The organism is Gemmobacter fulvus (assembly GCF_018798885.1).
GTDB lineage: Bacteria > Pseudomonadota > Alphaproteobacteria > Rhodobacterales > Rhodobacteraceae > Gemmobacter > Gemmobacter fulvus.
On record NZ_CP076363.1, the window covers coordinates 150262 to 175703 of the forward strand.

26 protein-coding genes and 1 pseudogene are annotated in these 25442 nt (G+C 63.8%); 24 read left to right on the plus strand and 3 right to left on the minus strand.

From position 1 onward, the window contains the following. Window positions 1–3: 3 nt before the first annotated feature. The 8 genes and pseudogenes from KM031_RS19205 (at window position 4) to KM031_RS19240 (ending at window position 5768) form a co-directional block, all read left to right on the plus strand. Window positions 4–852: an intradiol ring-cleavage dioxygenase gene (locus tag KM031_RS19205; protein ID WP_215505494.1), complete on the plus strand. Its 849-nt coding sequence runs from the start codon at window positions 4–6 to the stop codon at window positions 850–852. Window positions 853–969: 117 nt separating this feature from the next. Continuing rightward, window positions 970–2478, plus strand: coding sequence for an aldehyde dehydrogenase family protein (locus KM031_RS19210; RefSeq protein ID WP_215505495.1), 1509 nt, complete (start codon window positions 970–972; stop codon window positions 2476–2478). A 240-nt stretch (window positions 2479–2718) separates the two neighbouring features. Then, window positions 2719–3057, plus strand: a complete 339-nt coding sequence (locus tag KM031_RS19215; protein WP_260692204.1) for a GMC family oxidoreductase N-terminal domain-containing protein — start codon at window positions 2719–2721, stop codon at window positions 3055–3057. Then, window positions 3023–3676, plus strand: coding sequence for a GMC family oxidoreductase (locus KM031_RS19220; RefSeq protein ID WP_260692205.1), 654 nt, complete (start codon window positions 3023–3025; stop codon window positions 3674–3676). The genes KM031_RS19215 and KM031_RS19220 overlap by 35 nt, the downstream gene beginning before the upstream one ends. Window positions 3677–3956: 280 nt before the next feature. Beyond that, on the plus strand, window positions 3957–4736 hold the full coding sequence (locus tag KM031_RS19225; RefSeq protein WP_246567095.1) for an ABC transporter substrate-binding protein: 780 nt from the start codon (window positions 3957–3959) through the stop codon (window positions 4734–4736). Window positions 4737–4878: 142 nt separating this feature from the next. Beyond that, window positions 4879–5037 (plus strand): P-loop NTPase family protein, encoded by a 159-nt coding sequence (locus KM031_RS19230; protein ID WP_246567096.1) that lies wholly within the window; start codon window positions 4879–4881, stop codon window positions 5035–5037. 88 nt (window positions 5038–5125) lie between these two features. Continuing rightward, window positions 5126–5350, plus strand: a pseudogene (locus KM031_RS19235) (ABC transporter permease subunit); the annotation flags it as partial. A 142-nt stretch (window positions 5351–5492) separates the two neighbouring features. Then, window positions 5493–5768, plus strand: a complete 276-nt coding sequence (locus KM031_RS19240) for a hypothetical protein (protein ID WP_260692211.1) — start codon at window positions 5493–5495, stop codon at window positions 5766–5768. Here KM031_RS19240 and KM031_RS19245 read toward each other — a convergent pair. Continuing rightward, window positions 5674–6240 carry a nuclear transport factor 2 family protein gene (locus tag KM031_RS19245; protein ID WP_215505497.1) on the minus strand — a complete coding sequence of 189 codons (567 nt, stop codon included), beginning with the start codon at window positions 6238–6240 and terminating at the stop codon, window positions 5674–5676. The genes KM031_RS19240 and KM031_RS19245 overlap by 95 nt on opposite strands. Window positions 6241–6687: 447 nt before the next feature. On the opposite strand from KM031_RS19245, the gene KM031_RS19250 reads away from it, so the two are divergent. The 8 genes from KM031_RS19250 to KM031_RS19285 are packed head-to-tail and all read left to right on the plus strand — an operon-like array spanning window position 6688 to window position 13393. Further along, complete coding sequence (locus tag KM031_RS19250; RefSeq protein WP_215505498.1) at window positions 6688–7854, plus strand: amidase; 1167 nt, start codon at window positions 6688–6690, stop codon at window positions 7852–7854. A 4-nt stretch (window positions 7855–7858) separates the two neighbouring features. After that, the gene (locus tag KM031_RS19255) at window positions 7859–8992 is read left to right on the plus strand and encodes an acyl-CoA dehydrogenase family protein (protein WP_215505499.1); all 1134 of its coding nucleotides are present in this window, start codon (window positions 7859–7861) and stop codon (window positions 8990–8992) included. Between the two features lie 23 nt (window positions 8993–9015). Continuing rightward, window positions 9016–9378, plus strand: a complete 363-nt coding sequence (locus tag KM031_RS19260; RefSeq protein WP_215505500.1) for a hypothetical protein — start codon at window positions 9016–9018, stop codon at window positions 9376–9378. Between the two features lie 12 nt (window positions 9379–9390). Further along, window positions 9391–10665, plus strand: a complete 1275-nt coding sequence (locus tag KM031_RS19265; RefSeq protein WP_215505501.1) for an aromatic ring-hydroxylating oxygenase subunit alpha — start codon at window positions 9391–9393, stop codon at window positions 10663–10665. Next, window positions 10662–11156 carry an aromatic-ring-hydroxylating dioxygenase subunit beta gene (locus tag KM031_RS19270; RefSeq protein ID WP_215505502.1) on the plus strand — a complete coding sequence of 165 codons (495 nt, stop codon included), beginning with the start codon at window positions 10662–10664 and terminating at the stop codon, window positions 11154–11156. Before KM031_RS19265 ends, KM031_RS19270 begins: the two co-directional genes overlap by 4 nt. Next, window positions 11153–11917, plus strand: coding sequence for an SDR family NAD(P)-dependent oxidoreductase (locus tag KM031_RS19275; protein ID WP_215505723.1), 765 nt, complete (start codon window positions 11153–11155; stop codon window positions 11915–11917). The genes KM031_RS19270 and KM031_RS19275 overlap by 4 nt, the downstream gene beginning before the upstream one ends. Next, complete coding sequence (locus tag KM031_RS19280) at window positions 11914–12879, plus strand: PDR/VanB family oxidoreductase (RefSeq protein WP_215505503.1); 966 nt, start codon at window positions 11914–11916, stop codon at window positions 12877–12879. Before KM031_RS19275 ends, KM031_RS19280 begins: the two co-directional genes overlap by 4 nt. A gap of 13 nt (window positions 12880–12892) precedes the next feature. Beyond that, window positions 12893–13393, plus strand: a complete 501-nt coding sequence (locus tag KM031_RS19285; protein ID WP_246567098.1) for a flavin reductase — start codon at window positions 12893–12895, stop codon at window positions 13391–13393. On the opposite strand, the gene KM031_RS19290 is transcribed toward KM031_RS19285, so the two are convergent. Further along, window positions 13356–14360 (minus strand): FUSC family protein, encoded by a 1005-nt coding sequence (locus KM031_RS19290; protein WP_215505504.1) that lies wholly within the window; start codon window positions 14358–14360, stop codon window positions 13356–13358. The genes KM031_RS19285 and KM031_RS19290 overlap by 38 nt on opposite strands. Before the next feature lie 177 nt (window positions 14361–14537). Next, a complete protein-coding gene (locus tag KM031_RS19295; RefSeq protein WP_215505505.1) occupies window positions 14538–15992 on the minus strand; it encodes an APC family permease in 1455 nt (484 codons plus the stop codon). Window positions 15993–16113: 121 nt separating this feature from the next. Here KM031_RS19295 and KM031_RS19300 point away from each other — a divergent pair, with 121 nt between their 5' ends. From KM031_RS19300 to KM031_RS19335, 8 genes are all read left to right on the plus strand, one after another. Further along, complete coding sequence (locus KM031_RS19300) at window positions 16114–17145, plus strand: AraC family transcriptional regulator (RefSeq protein WP_215505506.1); 1032 nt, start codon at window positions 16114–16116, stop codon at window positions 17143–17145. A 210-nt stretch (window positions 17146–17355) separates the two neighbouring features. After that, complete coding sequence (locus tag KM031_RS19305; RefSeq protein WP_215505725.1) at window positions 17356–18495, plus strand: ornithine cyclodeaminase family protein; 1140 nt, start codon at window positions 17356–17358, stop codon at window positions 18493–18495. A 69-nt stretch (window positions 18496–18564) separates the two neighbouring features. Beyond that, window positions 18565–18987 carry a Rid family hydrolase gene (locus KM031_RS19310; RefSeq protein WP_215505507.1) on the plus strand — a complete coding sequence of 141 codons (423 nt, stop codon included), beginning with the start codon at window positions 18565–18567 and terminating at the stop codon, window positions 18985–18987. Window positions 18988–19020: 33 nt separating this feature from the next. Next, window positions 19021–20340, plus strand: coding sequence for an NAD(P)/FAD-dependent oxidoreductase (locus KM031_RS19315; protein ID WP_215505508.1), 1320 nt, complete (start codon window positions 19021–19023; stop codon window positions 20338–20340). Between the two features lie 107 nt (window positions 20341–20447). Next, a complete protein-coding gene (locus KM031_RS19320; protein ID WP_246567100.1) occupies window positions 20448–20894 on the plus strand; it encodes a MarR family winged helix-turn-helix transcriptional regulator in 447 nt (148 codons plus the stop codon). A gap of 172 nt (window positions 20895–21066) precedes the next feature. Next, entirely contained in the window at window positions 21067–22341 is a 1275-nt protein-coding gene (locus tag KM031_RS19325) for an ATP citrate lyase citrate-binding domain-containing protein (RefSeq protein ID WP_215505510.1), read from the plus strand. A gap of 13 nt (window positions 22342–22354) precedes the next feature. Beyond that, window positions 22355–25066 (plus strand): hypothetical protein, encoded by a 2712-nt coding sequence (locus KM031_RS19330; protein ID WP_215505511.1) that lies wholly within the window; start codon window positions 22355–22357, stop codon window positions 25064–25066. Then, window positions 25056–25442, plus strand: coding sequence for an acyl-CoA thioesterase (locus KM031_RS19335; RefSeq protein ID WP_215505512.1), 387 nt, complete (start codon window positions 25056–25058; stop codon window positions 25440–25442). The genes KM031_RS19330 and KM031_RS19335 overlap by 11 nt, the downstream gene beginning before the upstream one ends.

Here is a 25442-nt window from a genome sequence, read left to right on the forward strand (position 1 = left end):
GACATGAGCTATCTTTCCGAAGGCAATTCTGTCGAAACGGTCAACGCCCGGATGAGCGCTGCCAGCGATGCGCGGCTGCGGCGGGTCATGGCATCGCTGGTCACGCATCTGCATGGCTTCATCAAGGATGTCGAACTGACCGAAGCCGAATGGGAGACCGCCATCGGTTTTCTGACCCGCACCGGCCAGATGTGCGGCGACGCCCGGCAGGAGTTCATCCTTCTGTCGGATGCGCTGGGGGTATCCATGCTGGTCGATGCGATCAACCATCGCGCGCCCGAGGGGGCCACCGACTCCACCGTTTTTGGCCCGTTCCATGTCGAAGGCGCGCCCGAACTGCCGATGGGCACCTGCATCAGTCTGGATGGCAAGGGCGAGATCTGCCTCTACCAAGGGCATGTGCTGGATCTGGACGGCAAGCCGATTGCCGATGCGCTGGTCGATGTCTGGTCTGACAATGCCGACGGGTTCTATGATGTGCAGCAGCCCGATCTGCAACCGAAGTGGAACAATCGCGGCGTATTCCGCACCGGCCCCGACGGGTCTTATGCCTTTCGCGGCATCAAGCCGGTGTCCTATCCAATCCCCGATGATGGCCCGGTGGGGCAAATGCTGGGCGCGCTTGGCCGACATCCGTGGCGGCCCGCGCATATGCACTTCCGGGTGACGGCACCCGGCCATGCGCGGTTGATCACCCATATCTTTGTCGGCGGGGATAGCTATCTGACCTCCGACGCGGTGTTCGGGGTCAAGGCCTCGCTGATTGCCGATTTCCTGCCGGTGCACAGCCCCACCGAGCAATGGCGCACCGATTTCAACTTTGTCCTGCGGCCGACAACCAACCCCGCCTGATGCCTGCAATTTGGGCAGGGGGATGGCCCCCGGTGCGCTTTGGCACGGCCCGCCTGATATTACATGAAATAGCACGTGAATAGTGTATTATTCACCCAGCAGACAAGGAAGCCAGACATGAGAATCGCGCCCCCCGACAGTGCCGTTTCAGAAATCCTGCCCAGCATCGCCGCCTTTCTGAAAGCCCCCCGAATGCTGATCGGAGCAGAGACCGTCGCCGCGTCCAGCGGTGCAACCTTTGCCGTGTTCAACCCCGCAACAGGGGCTGAACTGGCACAGGTGCCCGCTGGCACCGCCGATGATGTTGACCGCGCGGTGAAGGCCGCTCAGGCCGCGTTTGAAGGGCCATGGTCCCGGCTTCTGCCCGTCCAGCGGCAGGGGCTGATGCTGAAACTGGCCGATCTGATCGAACAGAACGGCGAAGAACTGGCACAGCTGGAAACGCTGAATCAGGGCAAGTCGATCCTGCTGTCGCGGCTGATCGAGGTGCAGTCTTCGGCAGAATACATCCGCTATATGGCGGGATGGTCGACCAAGATTCAGGGAGCCACGCTGGATGTCTCGATCCCGATCCCGCCGGGCATGAGCTATCAGGCCTTCACCCGCAAGGAACCCGTGGGCGTGGTGGCCGCCATCACGCCATGGAACTTCCCGCTGAACATGGCAGTGTGGAAGATCGCGCCAGCCTTGGCGGCGGGCTGCACCGTGGTTCTGAAACCGGCGGAAGAAACCCCGCTGACCGCGATGCGACTGGCGCAGCTCGTGCTGGAGGCAGGTATTCCCGAAGGCGTAGTGAATGTCATCACCGGCATGGGGCACGAGGCGGGCGCGGCACTGGTGGCTCATCCCGGCATCGCCAAGATCACCTTCACCGGCTCGACCGAGACCGGCAAGATGATCGGCATTCAGGCGATGAAAGACATGAAGCGCGTCACGCTGGAACTTGGCGGCAAGGCTCCGATGGTGATGTTCGACGATATGGATCTGGATCTTCTGGGGGCTGCGGCGGGCATCGGCACCTTCTTCAACACTGGCCAGACCTGCTGTGCCGGGGTGCGGATCTATGCGCAGAAGGGCATCTACGAAAAAGCGCTGGAGGTGATTGCCGGTGTGACGCGCAACCTTGCCATCGGCCCGGGCCTCGATCCCGCCAACCAGATCAACCCGGTCGTGTCCGCCCGCCATCAGGCGCATGTGAAGGCCTGTATCGCGCGCGGGCTGGAAGACGGGGCAAAGCCGGTGATCAACGCCACCGCGCCCGCAACCGGCTTCTACGTCGCCCCCGAACTGTTCACCGATGTGCGGCAGGACATGGCCCTGATGCAGGACGAGGTGTTTGGCCCGGTTGTCACCATGACCCCGTTCAGCGACCCGGATGAGGCGGTGCGGCTGGCCAATGACACGCGCTATGGTCTGGGCGCCTCGCTCTGGACCCGCGATCTGAACAAGGTGATGCGCTATGTGCCGAAAATCCAGGCCGGAACGGTCTGGGTCAACAGCCACAATATCCCCGATCAGAACATGCCCTTTGGCGGCGTAAAGCAGTCGGGCATCGGGCGTGAACATGGCGCGGGCGCGCTGGACAATTATCTGGAAACCAAATCGGTCTGCATCGCCTACCGCTGAGCCGACCTGCAACCACCGGCGTTGCCCATAAAGGGCCGCGCCGCGCATCCCGGTCAAGGGGCACAAAGACCCCGGCCACACCCGACAGGAGAGATTGAGATGATCCTGACCAGCCCCGGCTGACCCCCGGCCCTTCGCACACGCCCCCTCCTCCCAACCATGAAGCCCGCAGCACCCGGTTCGCGGCTGGCTGATGTTTGCCCGGCGTCTCTCTGCGAGAGGCCGACCATATGACCCATCTTGCCCCCCTTCCCCGCGCTCGATCTTGCCGGAAAGACCTTTGACTATGTGATCTGCGACGGCGGTTCTGCCGGTTGCGTGCTGGCCGCGCGGCTGAGCGAGGATGAAACCGCCTCAGTCCTGCTGATCGAGGGCGGGCAGGGCGATACGCCCGGCATGGTGTCGACGCCCTTGCGCACCATCGAGATCTGGCAGTCGGAATATGACTGGGGCTATTCCACCGTGCCGCAGAGACATTGCCAGGGGCGGCAGATCTACTGGCCGCGTGGAAAGGTGATCGGTGGGTCATCCGGCGATGAACGGCATGATCTATGTGCGCGGTCACGCGATGGATTATGACGCCTGGGCGCTTGCAGGGTGCCAGGAATGGGATTGGGCCAATGTGCTGCCCTATTTCAAGGAATCCGAGGATTTTGACCGGGGCGCAGATGCGGTTCATGGTGCGGGCGGCCCGCTGCGGGTGACCACCGACGATACGGCTCATCCGGTGATGGACGCGCTGATTGCGGCGGCGGTGCAGGCGGGCATTCCGCTCAATCCCGATTACAATGTTTCCAGCCTCGACAGCATCAGCCGCATCCAGTTCAACACGCGTGAGGGGCGGCGGGCCTCGACGGCGGCGGCGTTTCTGGCCCCGGCGCCGGATCGCCCCAACCTGAGCGTGCTGCCCGCCACCCGGGTCGAGCGGCTGATGATCGAAGCGGGCCGGGTGGACGGCGTCCGCTGCCGCCGGGGTGCGGAACGCTTTGATATCGGCATGGGCCGTGAGGCGGCGCTGAGTGCGGGCACGATCAAAAGCCCGCGCATCCTGATGCTGTCCGGCATTGGTCCGGCGGCCCATCTGAACACTTTCGACATCGCGCCGGTGGTGGTTCTGCCCGGGGTCGGGCAGAGGTTGCCGATGCCTCGGTCATGCCAAGCGCGCCCTCGGGCGATACCAACGCCCCCACCATCATGATCGGAGAAAAGGCCGCCGCCATGATCCGGGTGGCCTCCGCGTGATCCCTGCCAGCCCTGAACCATCTCAAGCCCTTCAATCCTGCCCGGAGCGGTCCGATCCGCATCGGTTATGTCTCGCCCCGGTCCGGGGGCGTTGAATGGCATTTCGGAAAGCGATGGTTATGTGATCGCGGCCGTGCGCACCGCGCTTGCTGGCACGCTAGAAAACGGCCAGCGGCAGCTATGCTGTCGAGATCATCGAAAAGGACACCCAATCAGATCCGAACCGCGCGGGCGACATGGCGTCGGACCTGATCTTTCAGGATGAGGTGGATCTGGTGCTCGGCGGCTCCACGCCCGCTACCACCAACCCGGTGGCGGACCTGTGCGAGTGGAACGGGGTGCCCTGCATCTCGGCGGCGGCGCCCTGGCAACCCTGGTATTTCGGGCGCGGCGGCATCACGGGTGAAACGTCGTTCACGTTCACCAACCATTTCTTCTGGGGCGCCGAAGACCTGATGGCGATGTATATCGGCCTGTGGAACGGGCTGGAGACCAACCGCGTCGGTGGCGCACTCTGGCCCAATGACCCCGATGGCATCGCGTTTTCCGACGGCAGTCTGGGCTTTCCGCCCGCGCAGCAAGCGGCGGGTTTCATCGTGGTCGATCCGGGGCGCTATATCAATCTGAAAGACGCTTTTTCTATCGAAATCAATGCCTTCATGGCCGCCGGGGTGGAGATCGTGACCGGCGTTATGCTGCCGCCCGATCTGGCCACTTTCATGGCGCAGGCAAAGCAGATGGGCTTTGCGCCGACATTCGTGACGGTGGCCAAGGCGGCCCTGACGCCCAAGGGCATTGCCAGCTTTCCCGATGCCCTGGGCGAGAACCTGTCGGGCGAGGTCTATTGGGAGCCGCAATATCCTTTCCGCTCTTCGCTGACCGGCGAGACGACGACGGCTCTGGCCGGGGCGCAATGGCGGGCGGATGGGGCGGGCGGCTTCCGGCTGGTCTACACCTTCAACGCCACCGCCCCCGAAATTGCGACGGATGGCACCCTGCGCCCGGAGGTCTGGTAAGCGATGGCCGGCGATAGTGGCTCCTCGTGCTGGAAGCCCGGAGGCTGACCCGCCGATATGGCACGGTGACGGTGGTGTCTGATGTGTCCTTTGCGCTTGCCCCGGCGAGACGCTGGGGGTGCTGTGGCCGAATGGCGCGGGCATGACCACCTTGCTGAAGATGCTGTCGGGCGAGGTGCAGCCACGTGCCGGGCAGGTTCTGTTCGCAGGTGTGGCTGCCCATGCCCAGCCACAGGCCGCGCGCTGTCAGGCCGGGCTGGTGCGCACAAGCCAGATCCCGCAGCCGTTTGAAGGGCTGTAGGTATGGGAAAATGTGCTGACCGCCGCGCTGCATGGCGCTGGCGGCGGTGGCCGTTGCTCTGTTGCGGTCGCGCACCGGGCTGTGGCTGATGGCCATTCGCGACAGCGAGCCGGGCGCGCAGGCCGTGGGAATCGAGACCACCCGGACCAAACGCCGCATCTATCTGTTTGCCGCAGCCATCGCCGGTGCCGCCGGGGCGTTGATCTACATCACCCAGATCAACGTGCGCCCAGATGCAGCCTTTTCGATCAACTGGGCCGCCTATGTGATCTTTATCGTGGTGATCGGCGGGATCGGCACCATTGAAGGACCGATCGTCGGCACGCTGATTTTTCTCGCCCTGAGCGAGGCGCTGTCGGCGCTGGTCGGGGTTGGGTGCAGCCGCCTGCCGGGGCCGGTCATCCCGATACGCCCGAGCCCAAGCGGCGGCTCTGGTCGCTGTGCTGGATTGGGATATGCATCGCGGCAACGGCACCGAGGCGTGTTTTCTGGACGCCCCATCGGTGCTGACCCTGTTGCCGCATCAGGAAGCCTGCTTTCCCCCCCAGCGCGGCGGCGCATCTGGCGGCGTTGGCTCAGCATCAACGCTGGCAGGATTGACCGGAAAAGAGGGCGGCGCAAACCGCCCCCGAACCTTCAGGGCTGCATCAGCACCGATTTCGACGGATAGTCCGACGCCCATGTCGACGACAGCGGGGCGACAAACACGTTTTCGGTGCGGGTGCGGGTGATCTTCCACGTGCCATCCGCTTCCTTGCGGAAGGTATTGTTCAGCCGCGACGACCGCAGCAGCGCCTTGCCATCCGAGAACAGCCAGGGCTGCATATGCACCCATTGCCCATCGGCGGTGATGCCCGAAGCATGGACGTGGATCTGTTCCGAGGTCAGATAATGGCAGTTCAGGATCAGCGCCGGATCGGTCTTGCCGCCCCAGAACCCCTCGAAATGCTTGCGGATCGCCGGGGCACCGACGGCGCGGCCAAACTGGCCGTTGTAATATTCGCCCACGCCTTCCCAGACTGCATCTTCGGTATACAACGCCATGATCAGGTCGATCCGCTCGGCATCATTCTGAACACCATGCTCCGGCATCGGCGTGTCGCACAGGAACATGTAGCGCGCCTGAATACGGCGGATGTCGGCCTCGGCCTCAAGCACTTCGATCCGGCGGATCAGGCCCGAAATCTCTGCATCTGGTGTCATTTTCTTATCCTGTTCGATGAGGGAGGTCAGTGTCTGCCAGAGAAAGGGCAGGACGATGCAGCCGAGGCTAACCGCGCGGGCGCATCGGTCAAGCGGTAAAATTCACGTAAATTATGAGGTAACAACCCAGAAGCAGGCAAACCGCTGATTTGGCGGGAAAGACGTCTTCGGGAAAACACCTTTGCAGCAATCGCAAGAAACAGCGGCGATTTTGCTGCTATTCTCTGCGCAGAGTCAGCAAGGGGCCATGGCCGCGTATCAGCCCGGCCCTGGATCAGAACACACCGGACCCAAGGGGTTTCCGGTGCAGATGCAGTTGGCATCTACTTGACATTAAAAAGTTTTCTCAGGTTCTGCCTACGAATCACGTTGACCGACCAAGCTATTACAGTAATATTCACGTAATAAGGCACGCAGCTACGCAACACTCGCAGCAAGGGCAGACCCATGACAGCCTCCGCAACCCCTGTTCCCGGAATTGATCTGCGGCTGTCGGTCGAAGCCCCCGATTGCGCTGTGGATGCGCCGCGTGTGGCGGTGAAGGATTGCCTTGATGTGGCGGGCCATCCGACGCGCTGCGGCTCTGCCGCCTTTGCCGGTGCGGCACCCGCGCAGGCCCATGCCGCTGTTGTGGAGCGTCTGGTACAGGCAGGGTGCAGGATCATCGGCAAGACCCGGATGCACGAGCTTGCCTATGGCATGACGGGGGTCAATGCCGCGACGGGCACGCCGGTCAATCCGCGCTGGCCTGACCGGATCCCCGGCGGATCGTCCTCGGGGTCGGCCGTCGCGGTGGCGGCGGGCGAAGTCGATTTTGCCATCGGCACCGACACCGGCGGATCGGTGCGGCAACCGGCCATCTGCTGCGGTGTGATCGGCTTCAAGCCGACCTTCGGGCGGATCGACCGGCGCGGCGCGCATCCGGCGCAAAGCTCGCTGGACTGTATCGGCCCCTTTGCGCGGTCCATGCCGATGATTGAACGCGCGATGCAGGCGATGGACCCCAGCTTTGTGCCGGAAACCCTGAGCCGCGCGCCAAAGCTGGCCCGGCTGCGCACCCGGTTTGACCGCGATGTGGGCGACAGCCTGATCCTGCCAATGATGGCGCAGGGCTATGAGCTGCCCTATGTCGATCTGTCGCTGCTGGATGACGCCTTTCGCGCCGCAATGACCGTGATCGGGCGCGAAACCGCGCTGGCCTTTGGCCTTCTGGTGACGAACGGGGCCGCATTGGGAGAGGATATCCGCAGCCGCCTGAGCGCCGCCATGGCGATCACCGAGGATGAATTGCATCGGGCCGAAGCGGTGCGCGCGGCCTTTACCGCCGAAGTGGATGCCCTGCTCGGCAGCTATGACGCCATTCTGACGCCTGCCCTGCCCAGCGTTCCGCCGCTGTTGTCCGAGGCGACCGATCCGGCAAAAGTGCTGCCGCTGACGCGGTATCTGCGCCCGTTCAACCTGTCGGGCCATCCGGCGATTGTTCTGCCCACCCTCACCAGCGACGGCCTGCCCTCAGGCGTGCAGATCGTCGGTCGCCACGGCGCCGATGCGCAAATCTGCGCCATCGCCCGCTGGTTTTGCGACACCGTCCCGAATTTCCAGACCAAGGACTGACAAGATGAATTCGATCAGTATGCCGCCTCTGGCGCTTGAGACGCTCAAGGCCGAAATCCGCGCCCGGCGGGATGAGTTCCAGACCCTGCGCCATATTCCGAAGGATATTGTCCGCGGGTTTCAGCAGGTCGGGATCTACCGCGCCTTTGTGCCGACGCGCTTTGGCGGCGATGCCCGCTCTCCCGCCGAATTCTGCCGGATGGTGGAAGACATCGCATCGGCAGATGCCTCGGCGGGATGGGTGGCAAGCTTTGGCGTGTCGGCCACCTATCTGGCCGCCCTGCCGCCCGAGACCTATGCCGCCATCTATGGCCATGACCCCGACACCGTGTTTGCCGGGGCGATGTTTCCGCCCCAGCCTGCGCGCCGGGTGCCCGGCGGGCTGGAGGTACGGGGCCGCTGGCCCTGGGGATCGGGCGTGATGGGAGCATCAATCGTCGGCGCGGGCATCCGCATTGATGGCGAAACCTCGGCCCTGCCGCGCACCGCCATCATGCCGCGTGACAGTGTGATCGTCGATGAAACCTGGGATACCGTCGGCCTGCGCGCCACCGGCAGCCACGACTTCGTGGCAGAGGGCGTTGTGGTGCCCGAAGACTGGACCTTCATCCGGGGCGGCAAGCCGCAGCAGGATGACGCGATCTTCCGTTATCCCGCGATGGCGCTGGCCGCACAGGTGCTGGCCGTGGTCGGCCTTGGCGCTGCCCGCGCCGCACTGGACTGGCTGCGGCAGGATGCGCTGGCGCGCAGCTCGATCACCGGCGCCCCCAGCCCGGCGGCCCGCGCCTATGTGCAGATTGATCTGGCCCGCGCCGAAGGGCTGTTGGCCGGGGCCCGCGCCGCGTTTTATGACGCGATCAACGATGGTTGGCACCAGATGCAGACCGCAGGCGAGGTGGACCCCGCGACTCATATCCGGCTGCGCCATACCGCATCGAAAGCCGCGCAGGATGCAGCCGAGGCGGCACGGCTGGCCTTCGTGCTGGGCGGCTCGGAGGCCATGACCACCGGCCACCCTCTGGGCCGCAACATGATCGACGCCGCCTGCGTTGCGCAACACGCCTTCATCGGCGCGGGCAGCTGGCAGGCCGCAGGCGCGGCCCTGTTCGGCCAGCAAACCCCGCCCGGCTATCCGTGATTTTCTGAAAGAAGAGGCACTCCATGTCCGAACCGACCCCGATCCGCACGCTGTTGTGCTTTTCCATGCAGCCTGCCTTTTTTGACCTGCCCTTCGGCCAGATTGGCCCGGTCTGGCAGGCAACGCAGGCGCTGATGTCCGGCATTGCCAAGGTGCCGGGCACCACCATCGTCGGCACGATGGATGACGACCAGACCATGGTCGGTATGTCGAACGGCACGCCCGCCACCTGGTATATTCTTGCCGATTTCACCGATCGTCAGGCCGTGATGGCCGCCTGCAACCTGCTGCGCACCATCGTGGTGGACGATCAGGACCATCGCCTGTGGAAATTCATGCGCGTCGAAGCCCGCATGGGCCGCGCCCTCACCATCCCTGCATTGTAAAGGAACGCTGATATGTCACTCGACATGCCGAAATTCAGCGATCTTGACGCGCTCTATTCGCCGGACGCCAAGGTCGCCACCCAGATGTATGAAGACCCCGAGCTGTTCAAGCTCGAGATGGACAAGATCTTTCGCAAGACCTGGGTCTGGGTGGCCCATGACAGCGAATTTCCCGAAAAGGGCAGCTTCAAGCTGTCGCATGTCGGGCTGGAGCCGGTGATCGTGGTGCGCGACCGCAAGGGCGTGATCCATGTCATGCTCAACCGCTGCCGCCACCGCGCGGCCACGGTCTGCGAAGTGAAGAAGGGCAAGACCAGCTCGTTCCAGTGCCCCTATCACGGCTGGGGCTATGGCCTCGACGGCAGCCTGCGCGCCCTGCCCTACCCTGAGCAATACGGCGACGATTTCAACAAGGAACAGCACGGTTTGCAGCGCCTGCGGACCGAAAGCTACAACGGCATGGTCTTTGCCACCTTCAACGACGATCTCGAACCGCTGGTCGATTTTCTGGGGCCGGAAGTGTGCCGGTATATTGACCTGTTCATGAAGCAGGGCGGCGGCTTCCCGGTGAAGGTGCTGGGCGAACATCAGTTCAGCGTGCCGATGAACTGGAAGGTGCAGCTGGAAAACACCACCGACGCCTATCACTTCCCGGTGGTGCACAAGAGCTTCATGCAGTCGCTGGATGGCCAGACCGAAGAAATCTTCCGCTTTCTGGAAACCGGCAAGGGCTTTGTCGAGGATCTGGGCAATGGCCATTCGGTCATGGCGATGATCCCCGAACTGATCGACCTGGACGAGAACCTTGACGCGCCGATCCCCGAGCGGTTCACCGACCTGGCGCAGGAGCTGCGCGACGAGGGCTATCCCGAGGATCAGGTCAAGAAGATCGTCCGCGCGGTGGGCGGGGCCGGGTTCAACCTCAACCTCTTTCCGAATGTGTCGTTCAGCCTGTCCTTCTTCCGCGTGCTGACGCCGATCACGGTGGAAAAGACCGATATCCGCCACATCGCCCTTGGCATGGATGGCGGCCCGGCAGCGGCAAACCAGATGCGGCTGCGGCTGCACGAACATTTCCAGGGTCCGATGGGCTTTGGCAGCCCCGATGATGCCGAGGTCTGGGAACGTGTGCAGCGCGGCACCAAGGGCGGGGAAGACCTGCCTGTTCTGGTCAATCGCGGGCTGGTCGACGAGGTTCCCGGCACGCTTGGTCCGCGCGGCCATATCAGCGCCGAAACCGGCATGCGCGCCGCCTACAAGATGTGGAAAGGGATGATGTCGCAATGACCGAGATGAGCAAGATCGACACCAGCACCCTTCTGCCGCAGGTGACCGCATTCCTGTGGGCCGAAGCGGATCTGCTGGACCGCAAGGAATATGATCACTGGCTGGATCTGTGGCAGCCCGAGGGCTTTTATACCCTGCCTATCGGCGACACGACCGATTTCGCCAATGCGCTCAACCTCTGCCATGACAATGACAAGATGCGGCGCGACCGGATCGAGCGGTTCAAGCAGGGGTTCTCCATCTCTTCCGCGCCTCCGGCGCTGACCGTGCGCACCGTGTCGCGCATCGTGATCGAAAAGGCCGAAGGCGATGTGATCACGGTGCGCAGCGCAGAGCATGTGATCGAGGACAAGTTCGGGCGCCAACGCGTCTGGGCCGCCAATATGACCCACACGCTTGTCGTCACCGACACCGGCTTTGTGATCCGGGCCAAGGTGGTGCGGCTTCTGAACTCTGACGGGATGCTGAATTCGTTCAGCTATCTGTTCTGATGCAGCCGCTTCCCGAACAGATCCAGACAGCCGTTGTCACAGGTGGCGCGCGCGGTCTGGGCGCAGAGATCTGCCGCGCCCTGCACCGCGCAGGTTTTCGCGTCGTCATCGCCGATGTCACCCCCGGCGATGACGCACAGGCGCTGGCATCCGAACTGGACCTTGCAGGCGAAACCGCGATCACCGCCACCCTGAATGTCGCCAGGCCCGAGGATTTTCAGGCGGTGCTCGACAAATGCGTCGAGCGTTGGGGCGGGGTCGAGGTGCTGGTGAACAATGCCGCGCGCACCGCGGTCCAGCCGGTGCTGGAGATTGACCCGGCCGAATTCAACGCGGTGCTGGCGGTCAATGCCGGCGGCACCTTTGCGGGCAGCCAGATCTTCGGTCGGCATTTCAAGAGCCGTGGGTATGGCCGGATCGTCAACCTTGCCTCACTCGCAGGCCAGAATGGCGGCACGGCAACCGGCGCGCATTATGCGGCGTCCAAGGGCGCGATCCTGACGCTGACCAAGGTGTTCGCCCGCGATCTGGCCGCCTTTGGCGTCACCTGCAACGCCATCGCCCCCGGCCCGATGGACACGCCGATGGTGCGGTCGGTGATCACCCCCGACAGGATGCAGGCCGCATTGGCAGGCATTCCGGTGGGCGAACTGGGCGATCCGGTCTTTGTGGCCGAACTGGTCGCCCTTCTGGCGGGGCCAAAGGCCTCTTTCGTCACCGGCGCCTGCTGGGACGTGAATGGCGGGATCTACATGCGATGAGCGACACGATGCACCTGACCCTGACCGACCGGATCGAAGAGCCCGGCAATATCATCCGCCTGCGCTTTGCACGGGCGGATGGTGCCCCGCTGCCGCCCGTCACCCCCGGCGCGCATCTCGACATCCATCTGGCCGATGGCGCGCTGGACCTCTGGCGGCAATATTCGCTGTGTTCGGACTGCTCGCAGACCGGGTTCTATGAAATCGGCGTGCTGCGCGACCCGAACAGCCGGGGCGGATCGGAGGCCGTGCATCGGCTGGCGCAGCCCGGCACGGTGTTCAAGGTCGAAGGCCCGCGCAACCATTTTCCGCTGACGGAAACAGCCGCGCATACCGTGCTGCTGGGCGGCGGGATCGGCATTACGCCGATGCTGGCCATGGCGCAGCGCCTGCATGACCTTGGCCACGATTTCACGCTGCATTACTGCACCCGCTCGGCCGATGTGACAGCGTTCCGCCAGATGATCGCCGCCGCCGACTGGCGCGACCGCGTGGTGTTTCATTTCGATGATCAGCCCGCAGAGCAGCGGCTGGATCTGGCCCGCGACCTGCCGCCCCCGGCAGCGGATACGCATCTGTATGTCTGCGGCCCGCAGGGCTTCATGGATTGGATCATCAACACGGCGGAAGCGGCGGGCCACCGGACTGCCAATGTCCACCGCGAGTATTTCTCGGCCACGGTCGATACCACGGGCACAAGCTTTGAGGTGGTGGCGCAACGCTCTGGCCTGACCGTTACCGTCGGCCCGGAGGATACGATTGCCAAGGCGCTGGCCCGCGCCGGGGTGAAGATCGAGGTAAAATGCGAAGAGGGCGTCTGCGGCACCTGCGTCACCGACGTGCTGGAGGGCAGCCCGGATCACCGCGACAAGTTCCTGACCGAAGACGAGCGCGCCGATGGCACGATGATCTGCGCCTGTTGCTCGCGTGCCTGTTCGAAAACCCTCGTTCTCGACCTCTGACCCGGAGACCGCCATGACAATGCCCCCCATCAGACCTGAAATGCAGGCCTTTCGCGATGGCATGAGCCGCCTTGGCGCAGCCGTCAATCTGATCACCACCGACGGGCCTGCCGGGCGGCATGGCATCACCGTCTCGGCGGTCTGTTCGGTCACCGACACGCCGCCGACGCTGCTGGTCTGCATCAACCGCAACGCCTTTGCCCATGATGCCTTCGTTGCCAACGGCAATCTCTGCGTCAATGTGCTGGCTGATGGCCATCAGGATCTGTCTCGCAGCTTTGCCCGCTGGACCGGCGAAGACCGCTTTTCGGGCGCGCAATGGTCGCGGCTGGCAACCGGCGCGCCGGTGCTTGAGGGCGCGGCAGTGGCCTTTGATTGCCGCATCGTGGACAGCCAACCCAAGGGCACCCATTCGGTGCTGTTCTGCGAGGTGCAGACCACCCGCCTGTCCGACCAGCCGGGCGGGCTGATCTGGTTCAACCGGGCGTTTCACCCGCTGGAGGCGCGGGTCTAAGCGGGCCGCGCAAACCGAGCGCCACCGGAGACAGCAGAACAACAAGCACCGTGGCGGCCAGAAGACAAAGCCCTGCCACAAAGGCATCGGCCAGTTCGTGCCGCCAGGTGCCCGCCTCGGCCAGCAGCAGGAAGCACATATTGGCATCCAGCCCCATGCCCGCGGTGCGCGGATGCGCGCGCAACACCGCGCCCGCCGCCAGAAACACCAGCGTCAGCGCAAAGATCACCCCCGCCCCATCTGCCCGCAACGGGGTGCGCAGCGCCAGAAAACACAGGGCGGCCAGCATCCCGATCGCCACACCGGGCAGCAGCGTCTGCCGGATCGGGCGAGGATTGGGGGCAGAGGCGAGGATCATCGTATAGACGGTCAGCGTCATCGCCCCGGTCAGCACATCGAACCGCGGCCACAGCATCACCAGCCCGGCCCCACCCGCCGTCATCACCGCACAGAACAGCGCCCGGCGCAGCGCCGCCGGGATGCGCCCCTGCGTCACGCGCGGGGGCAACGGCGCGCTTCGCACCGGGGTAAAGGCAAAAGTCACAGCCGTCACCGACACCACACCGATCAGCGTGCACAGGATACGGTCCAGCGCAGCCGGGGTGGCGGATACGTCAAACGCTGGCCCCGCCAGCGCGGGCAACAGCACGACGAACAACGTCACACCCAGCATAAAAGCGCCATAACTCATCACGCTGCCAATCCACCATGCGACGCCAGCCGTGGCCCCGACCGCCAGCGCCAGCACCAGCGCGATCACCAGATCCGGTGGCCCCAGCGCCAGCAGGCCCAAAGCCAGCGCCGCCCCGGCCAGGGTGCCCAGCACCCGCAACAGGGCGCGCAGCAACAGATCCTCGCGCCAGACCTGATGCACCACCCAGACCGGCATCGCCGCCCAATAGGGATTGGCAAGCCCCAGCATCTGCGCAAGGCCAAGCGCCATGGCGGCGGCGGCAAACAGTTGCATGGCAGTTGAAATCTCTCGGCGGGTCATGGCCATGGCAATACGCACTTTACGAAAAAGGCCGCCCCTCGCAGGGCGGCAAGTTCAGGAGACTGTGAGAGCCAGCTTCGGCCAGATCACGCCGAAACCCTGTGCCTGATGCAAGCTCCGGGCGCAGCAGGGCCGCGCCCGGTTGCCCGCTCATTCAAACACGCGGCCAAGATTGTTATAAAGCTCGGGTTTGGTGCGCTGGATCCATTTGGCCAGCAAGGGACCACAGAGCCCGACCAGCACCACCAAAAGCGGATAGGCCCGGACCAGCACATGATCGGATCCGGTCAACAGCTTGGTGTTCACCGCCACCAGCAGGAACGCCCCGCACAGACCGATCAGCGCCAGAACCGGCGCCACCAGCGTGACCAGAGGCGAATGGCTGTGGGTGTGGGTCCGGCGGAAATAGCGGATGATCGCGACGCAGACCATGATCTGCACCGCCAGAACGCCCAGAACTGCCAGCCCCGACATCCACGAAAACACCACCGCATAGGGGTCCGCCCCGCCCAGCGTGAAGGCCATCAGCAGCGCCGCAGCGGTCAGCGACTGCGCCACACCGGCCCGTGCGGGCGACCCATGCATCGGATGCACATGGCCAAGGCTGTGCGGCAGCAGGCCTTCGCGACCAAGCGCAAAGAAGTAACGGTTCAGCGTATTGTGGAACGACAGCACGCAGGCAAACAGCGACAGCAACAACAGCACATTCATCAGCGCGACGGACCAGCCGCCCAGAACCTGCTCGGCAGCAACGAAATACAGCGACTCCAGCCCGCCTTCGGCAGCGGCGGCGGCCTGAATGTTGGACGGCCCGTAGAACTGCACGATGGCCCATGTGGAAAACGCATAAAAGCCGGTGATCAGCAGCACGGCGGCAAAGGTCGCGCGCGGGATGGTCCGGCTCGGGTCTTTCGCCTCTTCGCCGAAAATGGCGGTGGATTCAAAGCCGATGAACGACCCGACCACAAACACCAGCGCCACGGCCAGACCGGGGGTAAAGACGACCGAAGGCGCGAATGACGAGGCCGTCATGCCTTCGGGCCCACCGCCCTGCCAGATGATCGCGAGGTTGAGCAGCAGCAGGATCAACACCTCGACGACCATCGCAAAGCCGAGGATCTTGCCCGAGAACGAGATATTGCGTTGCCCGGCAAAGTGAACCAGCACCAATGCCAGCAGCGACCAGACGAACCACGGCAGCTCCAGCCCAAGCGCGGCCATGCTGCCCGAAAAGAACACACCGAACAGCGCATAAACGGCGCATTGCACCGAAGTATAGGTCATCAGCGCCAACAGCGCGCCACCAACCCCGGCAGGCCGCCCGATGCCCTGGGCAATATAGGTATAGAAGGCCCCGGCCCCGCCGACATGGCGGCTCATCGCCGTGAATCCTACTGAAAAGATGAGATAGAGCAAACCGGCCAGCACAAAGGCCCCCGGCACACCTGCCCCATTGCCAAAGGCAAAGGCAACCGGCGTGGCCCCGACAACGGCGGTCAGCGGGGCGGCAGCGGCGACGACGAAGAAAACGATATGGGCAAGGCCGATGGAGTTTCGCGCAAGGCGTTCGCCCTCTGGCGCGCCCGTGGTGGCGTCGAGTGACATGATGATGACTCCCTGATGTTTATTTTATGATCTGACTATGAGGGGGAACGTGGCGTCACCCATTGCATTTTGTGCCAAATAATAGATAATATGCGCCAGAGCCGTGAAAAGGGCCGGATGGATGGCAAGAATCGCACTGAATCGCCCGCAGCCCCTGTTGCGCGCGACAGCCGCCCGGCCTCTGGTCGATTTTATTGCCGATTCCGTGGGCGCCAGTGCTGCAATCATGGGCCAGATCGGAATTGATCCCAACATCGCCTCCGACCCCTATGCCCTGATTCCACTGGCGCAATATGTCGAACATTTTGAACGCGCGGCCCTTGTGCTGAGCAATCCAAACCTAGGGCTTCAGGTCGCCATGCGGCTGCGTCCGGCGGATCTGGGGCCGGTCGGCGTGTTGTTTTCAATCTCACCCTCGATCCGCGTCGGCATGACACGCTTGTCTGAAGATGCCGCTATTCTGCAGGATGGTACCCATTCCAGCCTGTTCGAGGTTGGCGGCGATCTGGTCTGGACCTATCGCCTGGCCGACAGCACGATCTGGCCCCGGCGACAGGATGCCGAATTTTCGCTGGCCTCGGTCTGCCAGTTGATCCGGCAAAGCTTCTCGTCCGGCTGGGCCCCGATCGAAGTGCATCTGGAACATGGCGAGATGGCAGAGCCGTCGTTGCTGCAAAAGGTGTTCCGCGCGCCCGTTCTGTTTCATCAATCGGCCAACCGCCTGATCATGTCCCGCGATGACGCGATGCGGCGGCACCGCCCCGAGGATGCAGGGCTGGCGGCCATTCTGACACGGCATATTGCCGATCTCGCGCGGCAGCACCACCACGAGCCGTCGCTGGTGGATCGGGTGCGCCGGATCATCAGCCTGACATTGGGCCAGCGGCCCGTGACCCTGGACAGCGTTGCGGAAGAGCTGCGCATGTCGCCGCGCAGCCTGCAACGCTTTCTGTCAGAAGAGGGCAGCAGCCTGCGCGCGCTGGTGCAGGAGCACCGGATCGAAACCGCGCGCATGTTGCTGGAAAAGACCGATATGCCGCTGTCACAGGTGGCACTGGCGCTTGGATATGCGGATGGCACGGTGTTCTGGCGCGCCTATCGCAGCTGGACCGGGCAGGAACCCAGCGCCAGCCGCCGCCCCGGCGGGGCCTGAACGCCCATCACCGGGCCTGCGGCGCAGTTTGCAGGGTTCTGGCGTGAATTATCGAGATTCTGGCACGCTGTGCCATGGCGATTGTCGGCGGGTTCAGCGGAAATGATGTGACAGGCCCTTTGCCGGGCCGCGCCCCTTTCCCGCACCGGAACCCTCCCTCAGCCGAAGCGCCGCGCAACGCCGCTTCCCAAGCCATGAAAGACCCGCATGATGACTGCATCGACCCGCATCGACTTCATCTATCTGTCCGAAGAGGACATGATCCGCGCAGGCGTGACCGACATGCCTGCCTGCGTTGACTGCATGGAAGAAATGTTCGGTCTGCTGTATCATGGCGACTACCGGATGGCCGGGCCGAACAGCGACAGCCATGGTGCCGCGATCAGCTTTCCCGAAAACTCGCCCTTCCCCGATATGCCCAAACCCACTGCCGACCGCCGCTTCATGGCGATGCCTGCCTATCTGGGCGGCAGCTTCCGCACGGCGGGCATGAAATGGTATGGCTCGAACATTGCCAACCGCGACAAGGGTCTGCCCCGGTCAATCCTGACCTTTGTACTGAACGATGCCGATACCGGCGCGCCGCTGGCCTTCATGTCGGCCAACCTGCTGTCGGCCTATCGCACCGGCGCGATTCCGGGGGTGGGTGCGCGACATCTGGCGCGCAAGGACTCGCGCATTGTGGGCGTGATGGGGCCGGGCGTGATGGCCAAGACCACGCTGGCCGCCTTTATCGCCGCCTGCCCGCTGATCGACACGGTCAAGGTCAAGGGCCGGGGGCAGAAGAGCCTCGACAGTTTCATCAGCTGGCTGAAGGACACCTATCCGCAAGTGACCACGATCCGGATCGTCGACACCATCGAAGAGGTGGTGCGCGGCTCTGATCTGGTGACTTATTGCAATTCGGGCGCGGTGGGGGATCCGTCCACCTATCCGATGGTCAAGCGCGAATGGGTCAGCCCCGGCACCTTCCTTGCCATGCCTGCGCTGTGCAATATCGACGATACCATGCAGGCCGCCGATGTGCGCAAGGTGGTCGACAATACCGGCCTTTACGAAGCCTGGTTTGAAGAGCTGCCCAAGCCCGCCCATGTGCATGTGCCTATCATCGGCGTGAAATTCATGGACATGATCGCCGAGGGCACGATGACCCATGCGCAGTTGGAGGACATCGGCAAGATTGTCGCGGGCGAAGCACCCGGCCGTCTGAACGACGAGGAAATCATCATCATGTCGGTCGGCGGCATGCCGGTCGAAGATGTGGCCTGGGGCACCGTTGTCTATCGCAACGCCATTGAAAAAGGCATCGGCGTGCCGCTGAACCTGTGGGACGAGCCGGTTCTGCGCTGATCCCCCTGCAATCTTCCGGGGCGGCGCTTGACAGGCAGGCCCGCCCCTTTGCCATCAAAAGGATATCCCATGGCCCGCATCGTCAAGGTCAAGACCGGCAACCGGCTGGAAGAGATCAGCAGCTATTCCCGCATCGTTGCGGTGGACAACTGGATTTTCGTCTCCAACACCGCAGGCCGCAACCCGGCCACCAAAGAGATCCCCGAAGGGGTGGAAGCGCAGACCCATCAGGTTTTCGCCAATATCGCAGGCGCGTTGGCCGCCGTTGAGGCAAGCCTTGCCGATGTCATCTCGGCCCGCGTGTTCATTCAGGAGCCTGCGGACACGCCGAAGGTGATGGAAATCTTTGGCGAGAAGTTCCGCGGCGTTGATCCGGCGCTGACCGTCACCTGCCCACCGCTTGGGTCCAGCGTCTACAAGGTGGAGATCGAGGTTACCGCGTATCGCGGGGCGTCCCGCGCCGAAACTGACCGGCTCTCCATCACACTCTGACCCTCTGAAAAGACCCCTGAAAAGGATCCCGGCATGGCCCCCGTCATCTCTCCCGTTCTGACCACGTCTGACATTCCAGCGAAAGCGACGGTGGTGGTGATAGGGGCCGGCATCGTCGGCCTGTCTGCCGCGCTGACACTGGCCGAACGCGGCATCCCGGTCGTTGTGCTGGAAAAGGGCCGGATCGCCGCCGAACAAAGCTCGCGCAATCTGGGCTGGATCCGCAAGACCAGCCGCGCCCCGGCCGATGTGCCGCTGGCGCAGGCCGCCGACCGGCTCTGGGCCGAAATGCCCGCCCGCATCGGCGAGGATGGCGGCTACCGGCAGGCCGGGATCATGTTTGTCGCCCGCTCTGAAACGCAGATGGCGCTTTATGAAAAATGGCTGGGCTCGGTCGCGCATCTGGATCTGGGCTCGCGGCTGGTGTCGCCGAGCGAGATCGACCAGCATGTGCCGGGCGGCCGTGCCCAATGGCAGGGCGGCATCTACACCCCCTCGGATGGGCGCGCCGAACCGACGCTTGCCAGCAGCGCGATTGCGCGGGCGGCCATCGCCAAGGGCGCGCTGATCGTGGAAAACTGCGCCGTGCGCAGCATTGCCACCTCGGGCGGCAAGGTCTCCGGCGTGGTGACAGAGCGCGGCGAGATTGCCTGTGATCAGGTGCTGCTGGCCGGTGGTCTGGGCAGCCGCCGCTTTCTGGGCAATATGGGCATCGCCTTCCCGACGCTGCAACTCATCTGCTCTGTGCTGCGCACCGCGCCGATGGACGGCCCGACCGAGATTGCCGTGGGCGCGCCCGATTTCTCGTTCCGCAAGCGGCTGGATGGCGGCTTCACCATCACCCAGCGTGGCAGGCTGGATGCGCCGCTGACGCCGGACCATCTGCGCATCGGGATGCGCTATCTGCCGCAGTTGCGCGCACAGCGTGGCGCATTGCAGATCGGGCTGGGCCGCACCTTCCTGCATGAGCTGGCAACCGCCCGGCACTGGGCAGCTAACGCCGTCAGCCCGTTTGAGACAAGGCGGATCACCGACCCGCTACCCAATCACGATCTGAATGCCGAGGCCCTGCGCAATCTGCGCGCGGCCTGGCCGGTATTCGAGGCGGCGCGGATCGCCCAATCCTGGGCGGGCACCATCGACGTGACGCCCGATTCCGATCCGGTCATTTCTGCCATCGCGCAGGTGCCGGGGCTGACGGTTGCGTCGGGCTTTTCGGGGCATGGCTTTGGCACAGGCCCGGCGGCGGGCCAACTGGCCGCCGATCTGGTTCTGGATCAGACACCGCTTGTCGATCCGAAACCCTATCGTTTTGACCGCTTCACCACCGCAGCCTCGCACGCAGGAACGTGACCCATTACGTTCAGATTACTTTACCTCAGCCAAGCGGAGGACTAAGCTGCGCTCACGCTGCCGGACCTTTGGCAGATGTGAGGAATAGTTGCAGGAAGGTGCTCGCCTTGCCCACGGATGTCTCTCGTTTTGCCAAGGAAGACTGGCCGTTTTACTGGATCAGCCGTGTCAACGCACGCTATGTGCAGGTGCTTGAAAAGCGGCTGAAACCCCTTGGCATTGATGTGCCGCACTGGCGTGTACTGATTTCGCTGTATGAAAGCCAGTATCTGTCGATTTCGGAAATTGCCGAAATGTCGACCATGCGGTTGAACACCACAACCAAGGTGGTGCAGCGCATGATCGGCGACGGCTTGGTGACGACCCGCGTGCGCCCCACCGATGGCCGCGTGACCGAAGCCTGCCTGACCGAAAAGGGCGACCGCCTGCGCGCATTGGCGCTGGTGGAGGCACGCGAGGTCTTTGCGCTCAGCTTCCCCACCGTGTCGGCCAGCGAAAGCGCCGCCCTCAACAGCATTCTGGCCAAGGTTTTCACGCAGATCGACAAGCTGTGACGCCCGGCAGGACGGCTGCCCCCACATAACGATCCCCCGCATCTGATCCTTCGCCAGATGCCGCCGCCTCGGGCGGCTTTCGGCACATGCCCATATTTCCTTGCCCGGTGACAGGTCTCCGACAGGTTCACGCCTTACGTTGCGGCAGCGCAAAGGACAGGGAGGGTATCCGATGCAAGTGACCGGCATGCTGACAGGCGCACGCCTTTTAGCCCATGTGGGCTTTCCAACGTCCGAGGTTCTGGGCCCGGATGCCACCGAAGACCAGATTCAGGCCCTGATTGATCGGCACAAGCTGATCTTCATCAAACCGCTGTTCCGAGGCGGCGTGGGCAAGAAGGGCAAGGCGGGGCTGATTGGCCGCGCGCGCGACCTCAAGACCGCACTGGCCGAGAAGGAACGGCTCTATTTCGCCGAACATCGGCACGGCAATGCGGTTGCCAAGGCCAATGGTGTGACCTTCGAGGCCGGGGTTCCGGCAGAGCATGAGGTCTATTTCGCCATCACTGACAACACCCGCTTTCGGGCGCCGACCATGACGATCACCCATCGCGGCGGCGTGGATATCGAGGAGCTGGACAAGACCGAAATCATCTCGGTGCCCTTTGATGCGCTGACCGGCCTCAAGGCCTTTGTCGTGGCCAATGCCCTGACCGAGATTGGCGCGCCGAAAGAGATCATCTCGCCGCTGGTCCAGCACCTGCCGAAACTGTGGGAGCTGATGCACCATTACGGCATGACGACGCTGGAACTGAACCCGATCCGCATGATGCCGGGCAAGGATGGCCGCCTGACCCCCATAGCCTGCGATTTCAAATGCGGGTTTGACCGCGACGACCCGCGCGTGGGCCGCCTTGGCCTACCCGACTACCTGTTTGCCGCCGACATCTCGGATTTCGAGCAGGAGGTGAACCAGCTGCGCACCCATCAGGGGCAATCGGATGTGTTTGTCATCAATGACAAGGGCACGATCCTCGCGCCGACCTTTGGCGGCGGCGCAAACAGCCTGGTAACCGAGGTTCTGGGCGATGCGGCCATCATCAGTTCCGATTTTGGCGGCAACCCGCCCTATGAAAAGATGAAATCCGTCGCCGCGATCTGCTATCGCCACTTCCTGAAACAGACGAATGTCCTGTTCATCATCGGCGGCAAGTCGAACAACACCGATATTCTGGAGACCTTCCGGGGAATGGGCGACGCGCTGCGCGAGCATTTCGCCAAGCACGGGCCGGTGCCGCTGTATGTGGTGGTGGGGCGCGGCGGCCCGAACCTTGTGCGCGGCATGGGCAATCTGGCCGATACGCTGGACAGCCTTGGCGTGCCCTACCGCTTCTTCGGCTTTGACAGCGCAATTTCCGAAGTCGTCACCCATGCCAAGCGGGTGGACGAATGGATGCGCAGCGGCGGGCGGGACGAGATTGCCCGCACCATGAACATCAGCGCCTGAGGGGGAACGCATCATGTATCGTCAAGGAATTGCGGGCTTCCCGTATTATCTGGGTATCGACAGTCTGGATCAGATCGCCACGCGCGACGACCGGGTTTGCGTGCTGAACATTCTGGGCGGCGAAAGCCGCACCGTGACCCCGGTCAGCCATGCCTTTTCGGGCGGCAGCGTGGTGTTCGGCACCTCGCCGGGCCGGTCGGGGCAAGTGCTGAAAACCGCCATCGGGGACATCCCAGTTTTCAATACCGTGCTGGAGGGGTTGAAGGCGGGCCACCGCTTCAACACCGGCGTGGTCTATCTGCCGCCATCCGGCGTGCGCGATGGTGTGGCCGAACTGATCCGGGTGAACCCCGAGCTGCGCAAGATCGTCATCATCACCGAAAAGATCGCCGTGCATGACGCGCGCGAAATCCGGGCGATGGCGCAGGCGAATGGCATCGACATCGTGGGCGGCAACTGCCTTGGCGTGGCGGATTCCTGGTCGCGTGTCCGCATCGGCGGCGCGCTTGGCGGGGATCACCCCGAGGAATCGCTGCTGAAAGGCTCGATTGCTGTCTTTTCCAACTCGGGCGGTTTCACCACCACCATTGCGCAATATATGGCGACTGCGGGCTGGGGAACCACGACGCTCATCTCCTCGGGCAAGGATGTGTATATCCAATATGCGGCCCGTGACTTTGCACATGGCCTGTCGAATGACCCTCGCTCGCAGGCGGCAGTGCTTTATGTGGAGCCGGGCGGCTATTACGAAAAGGACATCGACTGGACAAAGCCGGTGGTTGCCTGCGTGGTGGGGCGGTGGAAATCCAAGCTGACCCGCGCTGTGGGCCATGCCGGGGCGATGGCCGGATCGGGTGACAGCGCCGAGGACAAGGAACGCTGGTTCATCGAGGCCTTCAGCACGGAGGGTATCTTCACCCCGGCCACGCCTCACGCCTCGGCCAAGGGCGCGCTGGTAACCAACATCGCCGATATTCCTGCCGCGCTGACGGCGGTGATGGCGCTGAACGGGGTGGATACCGATTTCGCGCCGCGTGGCTCGCTGGCGCTGAAGCCGTGGATCGCCAACGATCAGGGCCTGCGCCTGCCGCCCGACATTGCGCTGCCGCTGGTGACGGCACCTGCGCCCTATGCGGGGCAGATCGCGGCCCTGTCCGACCAGATCGGGGCTGTCATCGCGCGGCAGGGCATGAAAGACAAATCCGGTGCCAGCGTCATGGATGGCAAGACGCAGGTGAGCAGCGTGCATGGCCACACGGTGCTGGATCTTGCGCTGCTGCCGCTGAACGCGATGTTCGCCCTGCCACTGGTGCATGAGATCGCCGATGCCCATGACCGTGCCCTGCTGGATATCGCGGTGGCCGCCGAGGTGAATCTGGTGGGCGACCCGATCCTGGTGGCAACGGATGCGGCGCGCGAGGCGGGCAATGCCCCGAACGCCATCATGGCCGTGGCCGCCGGCATCACCGGACCACGCCGGGTGGAACGCGCGCTGGCCTGCGCGCAGGCGTTGATAGAGCTGTTCGCGAAATCGGGCCTGCGCGACGGGCGGGATGTGGGCTTCGACACCTCGGCCATCACGGTTGATGACGACACCCGCCGCCTGTTCCTTGCCACCGAGGACGAGGCGAACGACCCCCGGCCCGAAGCGATGCTGGCCGCAATTGCCGCGCGCGGCGGTCGGTCGGTGTTTCTGACCTTTCTTCAAGGGCTGGGCGGGCGGTTGTCGCGCGATGCAATCCTGGCCGCGATCACCACCACCATCGCCTGGGGTCCGCTGGTGCGCAAAAGGATCAGCCGGCTGACGGCGGAAACCCTGCCCTGGTATCTGCGGCTTTACGGCGTGATGGTGGGGGCCACGATCCCCGGCGAACACCACCAGTCGGGCAGCCTCTGGGGCATTGCGCGGGCCGAACGCTTTCAGAACTGGACGATGGCCGATCTGTGCTGCCTTGCCATGACCGGCAAGAAACCGGGGCCGACCGAGGCGCTCTATATCCAGATCCTGATCGGGTTGCTGATCTCCAACGGGCCGGGCGCGATTTCGGCGCAGGGGGCCAAGGGGGCGGTGGCGGCGGATGGGCCGCAGACGCCGGAACGGGTGCAGATCAACAAGGCGATGATGGGGTTTCTGACCCATTCGGGCTATAGCCACGGCGGCAATGGCTTTGAAGGCATGGCCTTCCTGCTGGACCAGTTCCGCGACAGCGGGCTGACCGACCCGACCAACCCCGCGCATGGCCTTGACCTCAAGGCGATGGCCCGCAAATTCGCGCTGGCCTACAAGGCCGAAAAGCGCAACGCCAAGGATTTGGGGCAAGAGGTGCGGGCGCTGCCAGGCGTTCATCACCCTGTTTTCAAGGGAAAACCCGAAAACTTCGACCCGCGCGAACGATTCATCGCAGGGTTCATGGAGGAACGCGGCGAATACAACGTCTTCCACGAGTTCTACCGCCATCTGGTGCGCGAGATGTTCGACGTGGGTGCCTCGCCCTATGTGTTCTGCGTGAATGTCGATGCCATCATTGCGGCGCTGCTGCTGGCGGTTCTGTGGAAGGACTATCAATCGGGCGCGCTGACCTCGCGCAATCTGGAGACGGCGGCGTTTACGGTGTTCCTGTTCGGGCGCATGATCGGTGCGGCAGCAGAAATCGACGATCACCTGAACCGCGGCCGCAACATGGACACCAGAACCCCCGCCTCGGCCTGTGGCCATGTGCTCTGACCGGCCCGACGGCGAACCCGTCATCCGCACCATCGCCATGCCCGCCGATACGAATCCCTCGGGGGACATCTTTGGCGGTTGGCTGATGGCGCAGATGGACCTTGCGGCAGGCAATCTTGCCGCAAGGATCGAACGGGGCCGCGCCGCTACCATCGCGGTGGAGGGGATGACCTTCCTCAAACCCGTGAAGGTGGGCGACGAGGTCTCGCTTTACGCGGATCTGGTTGCGACCGGGCGCAGCTCGATGCGCATCCATGTCGAGGCCTGGCGACGCAACCGTTATGCCGAGGACAGTGTGAAGGTGACTGACGCCACCTTCACCTTCGTGGCCCTGGATGGCGACGGCAGGCCAAGACCCTTGGCCGCAAGCGCCTGA